General features: G+C 60.2%; 15 protein-coding genes. 9 read left to right on the top strand and 6 right to left on the bottom strand.

Going from position 1 to position 14041, the window contains the following annotated elements; all coding sequences use genetic code 11:
- Positions 1 to 41: 41 nt before the first annotated feature.
- Together hemB and NYR97_RS10205 are read right to left on the bottom strand one after the other, a co-directional pair.
- Positions 42 to 1031 (bottom strand): porphobilinogen synthase, encoded by a 990-nt coding sequence (hemB, locus tag NYR97_RS10210; protein ID WP_316697814.1) that lies wholly within the window; start codon positions 1029 to 1031, stop codon positions 42 to 44.
- A gap of 87 nt (positions 1032 to 1118) precedes the next feature.
- Entirely contained in the window at positions 1119 to 1361 is a 243-nt protein-coding gene (locus tag NYR97_RS10205; protein WP_316698159.1) for a hypothetical protein, read from the bottom strand.
- A gap of 202 nt (positions 1362 to 1563) precedes the next feature.
- On the opposite strand from NYR97_RS10205, the gene NYR97_RS10200 reads away from it, so the two are divergent.
- The 9 genes from NYR97_RS10200 (at position 1564) to NYR97_RS10160 (ending at position 7896) form a co-directional block, all read left to right on the top strand.
- Positions 1564 to 2016: a hypothetical protein gene (locus NYR97_RS10200; RefSeq protein ID WP_268213113.1), complete on the top strand. Its 453-nt coding sequence runs from the start codon at positions 1564 to 1566 to the stop codon at positions 2014 to 2016.
- 358 nt (positions 2017 to 2374) lie between these two features.
- Positions 2375 to 3160, top strand: a complete 786-nt coding sequence (locus NYR97_RS10195; protein WP_425613071.1) for a hypothetical protein — start codon at positions 2375 to 2377, stop codon at positions 3158 to 3160.
- A gap of 60 nt (positions 3161 to 3220) precedes the next feature.
- Positions 3221 to 4363, top strand: coding sequence for a TrbL/VirB6 family protein (locus NYR97_RS10190; RefSeq protein ID WP_316697812.1), 1143 nt, complete (start codon positions 3221 to 3223; stop codon positions 4361 to 4363).
- Positions 4364 to 4396: 33 nt separating this feature from the next.
- Positions 4397 to 4921, top strand: a complete 525-nt coding sequence (locus NYR97_RS10185) for a DUF4189 domain-containing protein (RefSeq protein WP_316697811.1) — start codon at positions 4397 to 4399, stop codon at positions 4919 to 4921.
- Between the two features lie 120 nt (positions 4922 to 5041).
- Entirely contained in the window at positions 5042 to 5551 is a 510-nt protein-coding gene (locus NYR97_RS10180; RefSeq protein ID WP_425613055.1) for a type IV secretion system protein, read from the top strand.
- Positions 5552 to 5564: 13 nt separating this feature from the next.
- Positions 5565 to 6089, top strand: coding sequence for a DUF4189 domain-containing protein (locus NYR97_RS10175; protein ID WP_316697810.1), 525 nt, complete (start codon positions 5565 to 5567; stop codon positions 6087 to 6089).
- A gap of 321 nt (positions 6090 to 6410) precedes the next feature.
- Complete coding sequence (locus NYR97_RS10170; RefSeq protein ID WP_316697809.1) at positions 6411 to 6617, top strand: DUF4189 domain-containing protein; 207 nt, start codon at positions 6411 to 6413, stop codon at positions 6615 to 6617.
- A gap of 151 nt (positions 6618 to 6768) precedes the next feature.
- Positions 6769 to 7284, top strand: a complete 516-nt coding sequence (locus NYR97_RS10165; RefSeq protein WP_316697808.1) for a hypothetical protein — start codon at positions 6769 to 6771, stop codon at positions 7282 to 7284.
- An 87-nt stretch (positions 7285 to 7371) separates the two neighbouring features.
- Positions 7372 to 7896, top strand: a complete 525-nt coding sequence (locus NYR97_RS10160; RefSeq protein ID WP_316697807.1) for a hypothetical protein — start codon at positions 7372 to 7374, stop codon at positions 7894 to 7896.
- A gap of 1 nt (position 7897) precedes the next feature.
- On the opposite strand, the gene NYR97_RS10155 is transcribed toward NYR97_RS10160, so the two are convergent.
- From NYR97_RS10155 to NYR97_RS10140, 4 genes are all read right to left on the bottom strand, one after another.
- The gene (locus tag NYR97_RS10155) at positions 7898 to 9703 is read right to left on the bottom strand and encodes a DUF885 domain-containing protein (RefSeq protein ID WP_316697806.1); all 1806 of its coding nucleotides are present in this window, start codon (positions 9701 to 9703) and stop codon (positions 7898 to 7900) included.
- 70 nt (positions 9704 to 9773) lie between these two features.
- Complete coding sequence (locus NYR97_RS10150; protein ID WP_316697805.1) at positions 9774 to 10241, bottom strand: cytochrome c oxidase assembly factor Coa1 family protein; 468 nt, start codon at positions 10239 to 10241, stop codon at positions 9774 to 9776.
- Positions 10242 to 10483: 242 nt separating this feature from the next.
- Positions 10484 to 12712, bottom strand: coding sequence for a S9 family peptidase (locus NYR97_RS10145; protein WP_316697804.1), 2229 nt, complete (start codon positions 12710 to 12712; stop codon positions 10484 to 10486).
- 413 nt (positions 12713 to 13125) lie between these two features.
- Positions 13126 to 13815, bottom strand: coding sequence for a glutathione binding-like protein (locus NYR97_RS10140; protein WP_023905577.1), 690 nt, complete (start codon positions 13813 to 13815; stop codon positions 13126 to 13128).
- Between the last annotated feature and the right edge of the window lie 226 nt (positions 13816 to 14041).

Here is a 14041-nt window from a genome sequence, read left to right as displayed (position 1 = left end):
GATACCCACCGTCATCCGCGTGCGTACTGGCTGCACGGGAATCAGCCCTCGCGCAACCAACGCGCCACCTGCGGCGCGAAATACGTCAGCACGCCATCGGCACCGGCACGCTTGAAGGCCATCAGCGCTTCCAGCACGCAGCGGCGCTCGTCCAGCCAGCCGTTGGCGGCGGCCGCCTTGAGCATCGCGTACTCGCCGCTGACCTGATACGCGAAGGTCGGCACGCGGAACTCTTCTTTGACCCGCCGCACCACATCCAGATACGGCATGCCTGGCTTGACCATCACCATGTCCGCGCCTTCTTCCAGATCCAGCGCAATCTCGCGCATCGCCTCGTCGCTGTTGGCCGGGTCCATCTGATAGGTGGTCTTGTCGGCCTTGCCCAGATTGCCGGCGCTGCCCACCGCATCGCGGAACGGGCCGTAGAACGCCGAGGCGTACTTGGCCGAATACGCCATGATGCGCACGTTGAGATGGTCGTCGGCATCCAGCGCGCGGCGGATCGCACCGATGCGGCCATCCATCATGTCCGAGGGCGAAATGATGTCCACGCCGGCCTGCGCGTGCGACAGCGATTGTTTGACCAGTGCTTCGACGGTGATCTCGTTGAGGACATAGCCCTTGTGATCGATGATGCCGTCCTGACCGTGCGTGGTGTACGGATCCAGCGCCACGTCGGTCATGATGCCCAGCTCGGGGAAGCGCGATTTGAGCGCCCGCACCGCACGCTGCGCCAGACCGTCCGGGTTCCAGGCTTCGGCCGCGTCCAGGCTCTTGCCGGCCGGGTCGATCACCGGAAACAGATCGATCACCGGGATGCCCAGTTCCAGCGCGTTTTCCGCCTCGCGCAGCAACTCGTCCAGCGACAGGCGTTCCACGCCCGGCATCGACGCGATCGGCGCACGGCCAGGCAACTCATGCACGAACACCGGCCAGATCAAATCGTCGGTGGTCAGCGTGTTTTCGCGCATCAACCGACGCGAAAACGCGTCATGGCGCATGCGGCGGGGACGGTAGTGGGGATGGGCCATCGTGGGCTCCTGTCAGCAGCCCACAAGTCTACGCCCGCCATTCCTCGCTAGACGCGCTGCGACGCTGTGTCGCAGCGCTGCAACGGGTCAGATCAGGCCACCGCCCAGGCCCAGGCGGATCACCCCGACCACGATCACCACGGCATTGAGCAGCAAGCCGGTCTTGGCACGCCCGCGGTTGCCGGCCGAGGTAAACAGCAGCGCGATCGCCGCGATCAGCGCGCCCACCGCCGCAAACGGAATCAGGAACCAGTTGCCCCAACCCAACAGGGGGATAAAGGCCAGAACCATCCACAGCAGCGCCACAATGCCCCACAGCAGGCTGATCAATCCCACGTGTCACCTCGTCATTCATCGAAGGCCTGAGCTTAGCGCCGCGCTCGCCAAGACGCAGTGGGCAGGTGGTCACCCTGACCAATGGCGGCTTGGCGGCAGCCTCACACGGGCATGGCTAGGGTGCGGCAAAGTCCGGCGCGATTCAGTCCGGGCGCCGGATCATCGCTGTCACTGTCGTTCAACAGGGGGCTTCACCATGAACAAGCATGTCGTCATCGCCGCTGGGCTCGCCATGCTCCTGGCCGGCTGCGCCAGCAGCTCCAAGGTCATGCTGGGTCAGGCGCGTGCGCCGATCGACCCGGCGCAGGTCCAGGTGTACTCCAACGCCCCGGTCGGCTCGGTGGAGATCGCCCAGCTCGAATCCACCAGCGCGGCCGGCTTCGGCACCCAGGGCCAGACCGATGCTGCCGTCATGCGGCTGAAGCGCGAAGCCGCCAAGCTCGGCGCAAACGGCGTGGTCATTGTGGGCGTTGGCTCGGAACGCTCCGGCGGCGGCCTGTCGGTGGGCGGCGGCAGCTACGGCGGCCGCGTCGGCGGCGGGCTGGGGATCGGGATCCCGACCACGCAGAAACGCGCGGCTGGTATGGCGATCTGGGTGCCGGCGGGAGGTAATGATGCAGGCTCGCAGGTGCCCCCAAAAATACGGTGATGCCGCAGTTCAACAGCGACTTTCAGGATGATCGCGCCAGCTGACGGTGCACACTGGCGCACCTGATGAGCCCGGCAAAAGCTGAACACAGTCAGCTTTTGGCAACTCATTAAAATTATGGAAAACCGCCGTAAGTTGTGGCACCTTACGGCAGACCTGCGTTTAACCGCATACAAGGAAGATGGCCGTGGCAGGCACTTACAGAAATGATCTCTGCGTCGACGACCACGTCGGCGCGGGCATCTGTCGACGCTTCAACACTTACATGCGCTTGCTAATAGGCCAGGATCAGGAAGGTCCTGCGGGCTTGCCGCCCGTCACCACTTCTGCATTACGTCACAACCTAATGAGACACGCCATGATTGAACATGCCCGTCGTTCGCGCGCGCCGCTGTCACGCCTTGCAGCAGGCCTGCTCGCCATCGCGCTCTGTGCTGGTCAAGCAAATGCACAGGTGATTACCCATGACCCGGTGACGCTGGAAAGCATTATTGCTGAATACGGAAAGGAATTGAAACGCTGGGGTGAGACTGCTGCGCAGTATAAGAAAGAATACGATCACTACCAGCAACAGCTGATCAAACTGCAGAGCCTGAACCTGACTGGCTCAACGATGCAGGACAATTTTACCGAGCGTGACCTCAACTACGGGATGGAGAACGCCTGCCCCGGAGCCGGAGGCAGTGACATGGTCTCGATGGTGGGCAACGCCATCAAGTCCTCGATGCCGAACATATCACTCGATATGCAGGGTGATTTGGTCACGCAACAACTCAAGGTCTGCCAGTTGCTGGTGATGACCGACAATGCGCGTTACAACGAATCGGTACGCATGCTCAAGCGGTTGGTCCAACGCAACCAGGACTTCCAGAACAGGGTGGAACGGCAGCGCAGAACGGTTGGCACGAGCCAGGGCGCCCTGGCAGCCAACGATAATGAAGTAGCGCGCTTCATGACGCAGAACTCCATGGATCTTGATTATTGGCAGGCCAGGGTCAAGGCGTACGACTCTTACGAAGTAGCACTCAAGAACGATCAGAAGCGGTTGGCCAAACGCGCACTCAACGGCGACAAGGGGCCAAACAAGATACTGGGCCAGCTCGTTCAGGCTGCTGCATTGAAGACGGCACTGTCGGTCGACTAAACACGTGTCGGAGAATCACGGCGCGCAATATCAGCATTATCAGCATTAACGGGAAGAATCATGGACAGCGTTTTCCAGGGGGCGATGAGCTGGTTGCGGCCAATGGCCGATACAGGCATCGGCGATTACGTTTTTTTCAAACTGATCAACGATTACCTGAATCACGAGATCGACCAATTCGGCATGCAACTGCTGAAGAATGCGATGGATTGGGTCAATATCGCAGCCCTGGTGTTGGCCACGCTCTGGGTGATGGTCGTGGGGTACCGCCTGGCCACCGGGCAGTCGCGCGAGTCGGCCATGGCTGTGATGGGCAAGGCGACCAAGATCGTCTTCATCGTGATGATCGCCACCAGTCTGGGCGCCAACGGCGCCCCGCTGCACAAGACGCTCACCCAGAACCTGGACAAGGAGCTGCATCAGCTGTTCACCGATGAAGAAGACACCACGTCGGCCGATGCGATCGACCAGAATCTGGCGCTGACCCAGCTCGCCTTGGCGGCGGTGGATGTGGTGCGCATCGACCCGGACGACCCGGAGTCGCTCGAGCAAAAGCGCAGTGCCATGCTGATGGCAGGCGTTGGCGCATCCAGCCCGGCCATGGCGGCCGGTGCGATGTTGCTGCTGTTCAAGTTCACCATGGCCTTCTTGATCGGCGTCGGGCCGATCTTCGTCCTGGCGCTCATGTTCGATGCCACCAAGGACCTGTTCAAGAAATGGCTGTTCTACGTCATCGGCACGCTGTTCTCGATGTCCATGCTCTCGGTGGTCTCGGCCATCGTGCTCAAGCTCTCCTACAAGGTGGCTGCAGCACTGTGGGCCGCAAAAGGCATCAACAGCCTGATGGGCAATGACGTGGAAGGCCTGAGCTCGCAAGCCATGCAGCAAGGCGGTATCGGCTTGTTGCTGACCACCGTCATCATCACCATGCCCACGGTGGCTGCGGCGTTGTGGCAGGGCAGCATGGGGAGCTTTATGGCGTTCTCGGCGTTTGATCGCCCGACTGCAAGTTCAGCTGCCCAGGGACAGGCAGGGGGTGGATATATTCCAGCTATGTCTGCTTCTAACAACGAAAGGCCTAGCCAGAGCACAGACACTACAACTCATGCTGCCACTAAGTCCATAAGTGGCGCAGGAGCTTCTGAGACTGTGACTCCAGGTTCGCGGGGACTTGCGGGACAAAATAACCGATATGACATCTGAACTCCGTCACAGCAGAATTATTCGGAAGTATCAATGAATATCTCCAGTTCAAATTCAATTTTGTTAGCCTTTTTTTTACTCATGCCTGCTACCAGCGCGCTAGCTGAAGGTGGTTGCCCTCCCGGTCAATATCCGATCGGAGGGCAAGGAGCGATGGCATGCGCTCCAATGCCGCAAGATAACACTCAGCAGCAACCTCGACCAATTGGAAAATGGATTAAGACTTGGGGAGCAATTGCTAGCGATGGTGGCGACAATTTAGGCGTCGCGGCCGGTAAAATAAAAAAAAATGATGCCCAGCAAGATGCAGAATCAAAATGCAGCTCTCAAAGCGGAAAGAAATGCAATGTCGTTTTCTCTTATCAAAACCAATGCGCAGCGATAGCTGAACCATATCAGGGAGAGAAAGCCGCGTCAGGAAAGCTTGCATTTACTGGAGCACCATCCAAACAACTTGCAAGCGATGACGCACTCTCATTATGCCGAAAAGACAACAAGTATTTTAATTGCAGAGTTATCTATACAGCATGCTCTGAACCAATTTTTGAGAAGTTCTAAGGAGATTAGAGCTGATTCTATTTTATTCAATTTTAAAATAAATCTTTCGTGAAGCTAGGAACTATAAAGCGTTCTAGCCCAATCGACATCGGCGTCGGGCCGATCTTCGTCCTGGCGCTCATGTTCGATGCCACCAAGGACCTGTTCAAGAAATGGCTGTTCTACGTCATCGGCACGCTGTTCTCGATGTCCATGCTCTCGGTGGTCTCGGCCATCGTGCTCAAGCTCTCCTACAAGGTGGCTGCAGCACTGTGGGCCGCAAAAGGCATCAACAGCCTGATGGGCAACGATGTGGAAGGCCTGAGCTCGCAAGCCATGCAGCAAGGCGGCATCGGCTTGTTGCTGACTACCGTCATCATCACTATGCCCACCGTGGCAGCGGCGTTGTGGCAGGGCAGCATGGGGAGTTTTATGGCGTTCTCGGCGTTTGATCGGCCTACCGCAAGCTCGGCCGCGCAGGGGCAAGGGCAAATGCCACAGCAGCCAAGAGTTACAACTGACTCAGAGGGACCGCTACTAAGCACATCCGGCAATCAAAGAGTTTCGAACATGCCTCAATCTACGCCTCCTGTAGAGGGCAGTGGATCTAGGGGCGTGGCTAACAACCAAGGACCTAGTAGATTTGCCTGATCCTGGAAAAAATATGAAAATTCCTCTGCTTTTGATTTGCCTTATAGCAACTTTTACTGGCAATTCGTACGCTGAAGGCGGTTGCCCCCCAGGGCAGTATCCAATTGGCGGGCAAGGCGCAATATCGTGCGCGCCACTTCCCCAAGCCGCTCCTCAACGTCCAATTGGCAAGTGGGTTGATAGCTGGGGGGCTATTGCAATGGGCTCCATGAATTCAATTACCACATATGGTGTAACAACGGGTAAATCATCCAAATCGGATGCTGTAGAAGACGCACTAACTCGCTGCTCGTCGCATGGGGAGACGAATTGTCGTATTGGCCTAGCTTACAAAAACCAGTGCGCAGCTGTTGCTGAGCCTCAGACAAACGGGCTACCTTTCGCTGATGGGTTTTCTGCATTTATGGGAGCCAGTAGTGTAGCAAGAGCAAGTATGTTGGCTACGGAAAAGTGTAGAAAAGGGAATAGCGCAACACCTAATGCTCAGTGCAAGGTAGTGTACACAGCTTGTTCTGAAGCAACTTTTGAAAAATTTTGACTTCTGCCCGTGAAGTCCTTATTTCCACTTGTGTTCTTTATCGTATTTCTTCTGCACGATGCAAGCGCTGAAGGCGGCTGCCCTCCGGGGCAATATCCCATTGGCGGACAGGGAGCCATGGCATGCGCTCCGCTTCCCCAAAGCGAAGCTCCACGGCCAAAGCCTATTGGGAAGTGGATTAAAACGTGGGGCGCTATTGCCACTGGCTCTATTGACTCCGTTATAAATTATGGCGTCTCTACCGGGCAGCTTACAAAATCAGATGCTGTAAAAGAAGCAATTTCGCAATGTTCTTCTCATGGCGAGCAGAATTGAGAGCTTGTGCTGGCTTATAATAATCAGTGCGCAGCGGTGGCTGCCCCGCAGATAAATGGAAAGCCATCTGGTGGAATCACTTATTATATTGGAAGAGCAACTTCTCAAGAAGCAAGTAATGACGCACTTGCCGCTTGCAGAAAAAAAAATACAGGCGCTCAGTGCAAGTTAATTTATGAGAACTGCACAGAAAAAATTTTTGAGAGGTTTTAGGGGTGACAGGACGCAGATGGGCAACTCTCAAAACCATACTTATTGCACGAAGGCTTACCCTGGGCCTAAAAGGCTCCATGACATGAGCCAGCGTATAAATGTAATGCTAATGCTTTACTTGTCTTTACTTTTTCTGACAGGTTGCAACCCCATGAATACCGCTTACGCGAAACCGGATAACACCGTAGCAGATTGGCCCTTAAAGTTTGTACGCCATAGTTTTGGTGCAGCCTGCTATTCGACGTACGGATGCAAGGTCCGCTATAACAATTTCCTCTTCATTGACGATCCGGATGACAAGCTCGAAGTGTCTTCGGCCTCGCTGGGCGCCAAGTATCCTTCCAACCTCGGTGGCGGCTATCTTGGCGTAAAGAACTTCCCGCCGCCCATTGAAATCTCCTGGCGCTCCAAAGATGGTCAAGCCCATGAGGCCAAGGTCGATCTGGAAGAAATTTTCCACGACCGTCTGATTCGTCATAACGTCAAACGCGAAGATATCCCGGAGGGTATTTCAATTGGTGATCCGGAAATCGTATTGGAGGTGAATGATCGTACGGTGAATGTTTACATGCGTGCCTTCATCCCTACAAAAACCCCTCAGATCCCAGGAAATCCTCGCAGTGGCTTTAGAGATGACTTGGTCGTAGCTTGGACAAGATCGTACTAGCGCTCGCTGTTTTTTTGTCATTGTAATCATGGAGATGTTTCATGGAGAAGAAACCCCTTCCGGATGGTGTGACCACTTATCCAGCCGATGCAAAGGAATCTTGCCAGCTACAATAACGCGACCCAAGCACTCTCAGCTCAGGAAGTGCCAATCTTAGTGGACTCGGCACAGCCGCACTCCCGGCTATTTATTGCCGCTTTCGATGGCACAGGCAATAATCTATACAAAGATGCGCCCGAGCATCGAACGAATGTCGCTGAGTCCTACCTGCAGATTGATGCTGCACGGAGGAAAGAGGGACTGGAAAATATCGGTGCCGGATATGTCGAAGGTGTTGGCACCCAAGGTGGGCTAGGCGGTACACGCGATCTCATGCAGGGCTACACCTATGAGGCACGCCTTGAAGAAATGTACGTGAAATTTGCAGAGCAATCAGCGAAGTGGATTCGAGAGGACCCAGAGGCAAAGATCAGTCTCGCAAGCCATGCAGCAAGGCGGCATCGGCCTGCTGCTGACCACCGTCAGGGCACCACGTCATTCGGTGGCTGCGGTGTGCCTCCATTTGGTCACATTGCCGCAGCCGACGTAGCGAACGTTACCCCTAAGCCGTGACCTAGCGCTTGCCTTGCTGCGCCGGAATGAACTGCGTCTCTACTGCCTTGGCCAGCTGATCCGGCGGCAGCAGGCCCTGGTCGAGCAGGAAGTTGTTGAAGGCCAGGCGGTCGAACTTCTTGCCTAGCGCCAGTTCGGTGCGCATGCGTAGCTCGAGGATGCGGGTGTAGCCGTAGAAGTAGCTGCCGGCCTGGCCGGGGGCGCGGACGGTGTAACGGTCCAGTTCCTGGCGGGTCATCGCTGGCGAGAGGCCGACGTCGTCTTCCAGTACCTGGCGGGCGCGTTCGCGGTCGATCAGGCCGAGGTTGAGCATCGGGTCGAGCATGGCGCGGGCGGCGCGCAGCAGGCGGAACTGCAGGGCGATCAGCTGGCCGTCGAGCGGTTCGTACGGGACCATTTCGGCTTCGGCATACAGCGCCCAGCCTTCGACGTTGACCGAGTTGAACGCGAACATGCTGCGCGCCAGCGAGACGCCGCGTTCGACCATGGCGGTGAATTGCAGTTCGTGGCCAGGGCGGCCCTCGTGCGCGCTGAGCGTCCAGGCGGCCGAGCCGAAGTTGAAGTCGTCGTACTGCTCCTTCTTGGCGCCATCGGCGGTCGGGTTGCCCAGTGGCAGCACGAACTGGCCCTGCTGGCCGGTGTTGCCGATCAGCGGTGCGGGCAGGAAGTGCGGTGCCGGTTGGGCGGCGCTTTCGGCGGCGCTGCCCAGGCGCATCTGCATCGGGCGCTTGGGCACATCGACGATGCGCTGCTGACGGATGATCGGGTCGATCTGGTCGATCACGCCGCGGTAGTGGGTTTCCAGCTGATCGTCGGCGATGGTGTTGCCCTTGAGCGCACGGATCACCTGCACGTAGTCGCTGCCCTGCACGCCCTTGGCCTTGGCCACCAGCGGTGCGAGCTGTTGCATGACCGAGCGGGTTTCCATAAATTCCAGCTGCGCGCGCTGGATCAACTGCTGCGGGGCGATATCGATGCCGACCTGCTTGAGCTGGAACGCGTACAGCGGCTCGGGCAGGCGGGTGTCCTTGCGCGCCTTGGGCAGCACCGTGGTGCGGGTCCAGTTGGCGTAGTCCTTCAACTGGGTGGACATCGCCTTGAGCGCGTCGTCGGCGCCGGCGATCTTGTACTTGGCGAACAGCTCGCCGATGCCGGCGACGTAGGTGTCCACGTTCGCCAGTGCCTGCTCCACTTCGCGTTCGGTCGGCTGCAACAAGGCCTTATTGCCGAGCTGTTCTTCGTAACGTTTGCGGGCCAGCGTGGTGGTGGGCGTGCTGCCCGGCACCAGGCCGACGTAACGCTTGAGGCGGTCCAGCGCCTTGGCGCGGCGCTCGGGCACGGTCTGGTCGGACAACAACCCGTTGAGGCCGCTGAAGACCAGCTGCGGGGCGTCGTTCCACGGCAACAGGTAGCGCTCGTTGAGCTCGCTGCCTTCGATATTCTGTTCGGCCGCGCCGATCATGATCTGCAGATCCTGGCGCACGTTGGCATCGCGCTCGGTCGCCAGCTTGGCCTGCAACGCGGTACGCGCCTTGCTCATCGCATCGCGATAGCGCGCGGCGTTGTCCGGGCCCAGGTCGATGACCTGGTCGTCGTAGCCGGGCACGCCGAAGAAGCTGGCGTATTCGGGCTGGAACGGCGCCTGCGCAGTGAGCAGGATCTGCGCGTAGCCGTTGCTGGTCTGTACCCAGGCCGGCGTGGCGCGTTGGGCCGGCGCGGCCTTGGTCGTCTGGCTCTGGGCCGGGGCTTGCGACACCGGCAACGCGGTGCCCAGAACGAGCGCGATTGCAACGACAAGTGGTTTCATGGAAAGGCATCTGCAAGGAGAAGTAGCGCGACCCTACCCATCTGCGGCGGTGGCGGCAATGCGTCTTAGGTCATGGCTGGCAAGGCGGCGGTTGCGCGGCGGGCAACAGACTGATCGGATCGGCCTGTGCGCTGGCGAATGTCAACGTCTGGTACGTCCAGCGGCCGTGCCTGCGCGTGGCGTCCACTTGCACACTGCCCTGCCCGCGCGGCCCGTGCAGGCCAACACTGAAATGCGCTTCCCCTAGTGGACCGACGTAGCTGACGCTGCCGTCGGGCAGAAAAGCCTCGTCGATCGGCGTGCCCAGCGCTTGCATCACCCGTGTATCGGAGCGCGCGATGTGCAGCGCACCGCTGTACACATCGCTGGACTTCACCGCCCCGGTGATCACGTAGACCAGCGCGCCGACCACCAGCGCCAACACCAGAAACAGCGCCAGCCCGATGCCGGGCACGATCCATTTCCAGTTGCGGCTCCAGAACTCGGGTGCTCGCGCGCCGCGTTGCGGTGACCCCGGAATCGGTGGCGGGAGTGACATGGCAGATCCTTTGCAGTGCGGTGAGCAACGGTTGACGGAGGCGGCTGGCCGCAACCACGCGTGTCTGTCAGTTGCACAAGAATGCCGACACAGCACCGTTGGCGGAAGAACGGCAGACGTTGCGCCGACGCGGTGGCGCTTCCGTGTGATGGCCGCAGGTGTAGCGCGCCGCATCGATCACGATGAACACCAAGGCATCAGTGAGCTGGCTGCGGCAACCGCGCAGCCAGCCGATGCCTGGATTACGGCATCAAGCAGCGCTGGATAAAGGCCTCTGCGGTCTTGTAACGATGCAAGGCAGTGCTGCCGGACAAGCCGTGTTTCGCACCTGGATAGGTCATCAACTCGAAGGCGGTGCCGCGCTGCTGCAGGTCGCTCATCAGCGCAGTGGAGTTGGTGAACAGCACGTTGTCGTCGGCCATGCCGTGGATCAGCAGCAGCCTGGCGCGCAGGCCATCCAGATGGGTGGCGATGCGTGCGTCGCGGTAGCCGTCGGCATTGCCTGCCGGCAGGTCCATGTAGCGCTCGGTGTAGTGGGTGTCGTACAGCCCCCAATCGGTGACCGGTGCGCCGGCCACGCCGCAGGCATACGCATCGCTGTGTTTGGCGAGCAGCATCAAGGTCATGTAGCCGCCGTTGGACCAGCCCTGCACGCCGATGCGTGCGGGATCGACCCAGCGCTGCGCCTTGAGCCAGGCCACACCCTGCAGTTGGTCGTCCACCTCGACAGTGCCCTGCTTGCCGTACAGCGCACCGCCGAAGTCGCGGCCGCGCCGCGGGGTGCCGCGATTGTCCAGCGAGAACACCACATAGCCGCGCTGGGCCAGGTATTGATCGAACAGCGCATCGCCACGGCTTGGCCAGGCATCGAGCACCGTCTGCGCGGCCGGGCCGCCATACACGTAGACCATCACCGGATAGCGCTTGGCCGGGTCGAAGTTGCCCGGCTTGATCAGGCGATACTGCAGCGGCGTGGTGCCGTCGGCAGCGGTGAGCGTGCCGAATTCCACCGGGCGTTGCGCGTTGCGGTACTTCGCGTAAGGGTGCTGCGGATCGGCCAGGTCGTTTTTGAGCAGCGTGGCGATTTTTTCGCCATTGGCGCGGAACAGCTCGATCTGCGGCGGCGTGCTGGTGTTGGACCAGCTATCGACGTAGACGCTGGCATTGCTGGCGAAACTGGCTGCGTGCGTGCCGTTGGTTTTTGAACGTTTGTCGATCGCACCGCCGGCCAGCGGCACGGCGTAGATGTGGGTCTGGGTCGGTGAGTCCTTGCTTGCGGAAAAGTACACCGTGCCGGCGTGCTCATCGACGGCAAGCAGTGTATCGACCACCCAGGCGCCGGAGGTTAGCGGCGTCAGCGTGCGGCCGTCTTCGGAGGCAATGTACAGATGCTCGTAACCGCTGCGCTCGGAGTTCCAGACAAAGCGGCCGTCCTTGAGAAAACGCAGGTCGTTGTTGAGCGGCACCCAGGTCGGCGAGGTCTCGGTGATGAGCACGCGTTGCTTGCCGCTGGCAAGCGTGGTTTCGATCAGCTCGAGGGTTTTCTGATCGCGCGATTGGCGTTGGAAGGTCAGCCGTTGCGGGTCGCGCCAGTCCACGCGGGCGAGATAGATATCGGGGTTGTTGCCCAGATCGATCCAGCGTGGCGTCGCACTGGCACGCGGTGCGATCACGCCCAGTTGCACAACCGCATTCGGCTGACCGGCCTGCGGATAGCGCTGTTCGATCACCTCGGTGTGGTCGGCATAGACTTCCGGGCGCTTTTGCACCGGCACGCCGGATTCGTCGATGCGCGCGAAGGCGATCGCCGAATCGTCCGGCGCCCACCAATAGCCGGTGTGGCGATCCATTTCTTCGTCGGCGACGAACTCGGCCACGCCATTGCCGATGGTCTCGCTGCCATCGTGAGTGAGCTGCAGCTGGTTGCCGCTGGCCAGATCGATCACCCACAGATTGCGCTGCCGCACGAAGCTGACAAAGCCGCCTTTGGGCGAGAGCTTGGGGTCGGTGGCGAAACCTTCGCCGTGGGTGAGTTTGCGCACCGCTGCCGCGCCGGTCTTGCGCAGGTCGTACAGGTACAGCTCGCCGCCGAGCGGGAACAGCAGCGCGTGCGCATCCGGCGCCCATTGGTAATCGACGATGCCGGCGAAGGCCGCGATGCGTTGGCGTTCGCGGCGGGCCTTTTCGACATCGCTCAAGACTTCGGTACCGGGCAAGACGAGCTTGGAATCGACCAGCAGGCGGGTCTGGCCGCTGGCGATGTCGTACTCCCACAGATCCAGCTGATTGCGGTCGCTGTCCTTGCCGCGCAGGAAGGTCACACGCGAACCATCGGGGGCGACCTTGGGTTTCATCAGCGTCGGGCCGGACAGCGGCAACGGGCCGGTGATGGCGTCGAGGGTGAGTTTTTCGGCGTGGGCGGTGGTGATCGTGCTGAGCATGAGGGCAAGGGCGGCGAACAGGGAACGCATCGAAGATCCTGTCTGAAGACTACGCACAGGATGCGGGGGTACTACGGATTTGAGAAGCGCGGCGATCCTGGCGTTGGCCACTCAGGCGTGTGCGCGTGGGGATGGATGGTGCCGGGGGTGTGCATGCATCGCGAGCTGCCTGGGGGCGGTGGGGACTAACGCGTCGCTACGCGTGGCGAGGGAGCGCAATTGGGGGTTCGCTGTCAGTCTCCGGCGATGCCGTACCCTCACCCCAACCCCCGCTCCGCGCCCCAGCCCGCGCTTGCGGCGCGGGCGCACCAACGCACGCGCGCCAGTGGCGCGCAAGCCGTGCCTTGGCGCCCCGGGGGGAGAGGGGCTCGAGCCGCCCCGTTGATGTGCCGCGTGCGGTTGATGCGCGTGTACTGTTGCGCAACCGCTCCTACGACGTTGCTTCAGCGCTTGCCGAACAAATGCTTGCGCTCTTCCTCGCCGAGCGGCTTGCCGGCGTTGGGATTGACCTGGTCCTTGAGCGCATAGGCGCGCTGCGTGGCCGGGCGCGCGGCGATGGCGTCGTGCCAGCGCTTGAGATGCGGGAAGGCAGCGTAGTCCGGCTTGAGGTCCCCATAGACCTCGATCCAGGGATAGCTGGCCATGTCGGCGATGCCGTACTCGGGGCCGGCCAGGAACGCGTACTCGGCCAGGCGCTTGTCGAGCACGCCGTGCAATCTGCGCACTTCGGCGTTGTAGCGCTCGATCGCGTAGGGAATCTTTTCCGGCGCATAGACGTTGAAGTGGCCCATCTGGCCGCTCATCGGGCCCAGCCCGCCCATCTGCCAGAACAGCCATTCCAGTGCGGCGATGCGGCCGCGGGCATCGCGTGGCAGGAAGCGGCTGGTTTTTTCCGCCAGGTACAACAGGATCGCGCCGGACTCGAACACGCTCTGCGCGGGGCCGCCATCGGCCGGTGCGTGGTCGACGATCGCCGGCATCTTGTTATTGGGCGAGATCTGCAGGAAGGCCGGTTCGAACTGCTCGCCCTTGCCGATGTTGACCGGCTTGAGCGTGTAGTCCAGCCCGGCTTCTTCCAGGAACAAGGTGACCTTGTGGCCGTTGGGGGTGGGCCAGTAGTACAGGTCGATCATCGGGTGCTCCAGTTCTGAAGGATTTTGCACGCAGCCGCGTGTCGTGGCGTTCGATGGTACGACCAAGCCCGCTACCAGTGCGTGCGCTCGCCGTGGCCCCGAGTGGAACGATGTGTGACGCGATTGGGTCGCGACCGATGCTGCAGTGCAAATTGACTTCGTTAAGCCTGCGCTAACAAATGCGTGATTGTTTCATCGACCTTTGCCAGTCCCAACTTGGGGCCGG

Source organism: Xanthomonas hydrangeae (assembly GCF_032697525.1).
Classification (GTDB): domain Bacteria; phylum Pseudomonadota; class Gammaproteobacteria; order Xanthomonadales; family Xanthomonadaceae; genus Xanthomonas; species Xanthomonas hydrangeae.
Note: the sequence above shows the minus strand (reverse complement) of the source record. Positions and strands in the feature narration are given on the sequence as shown.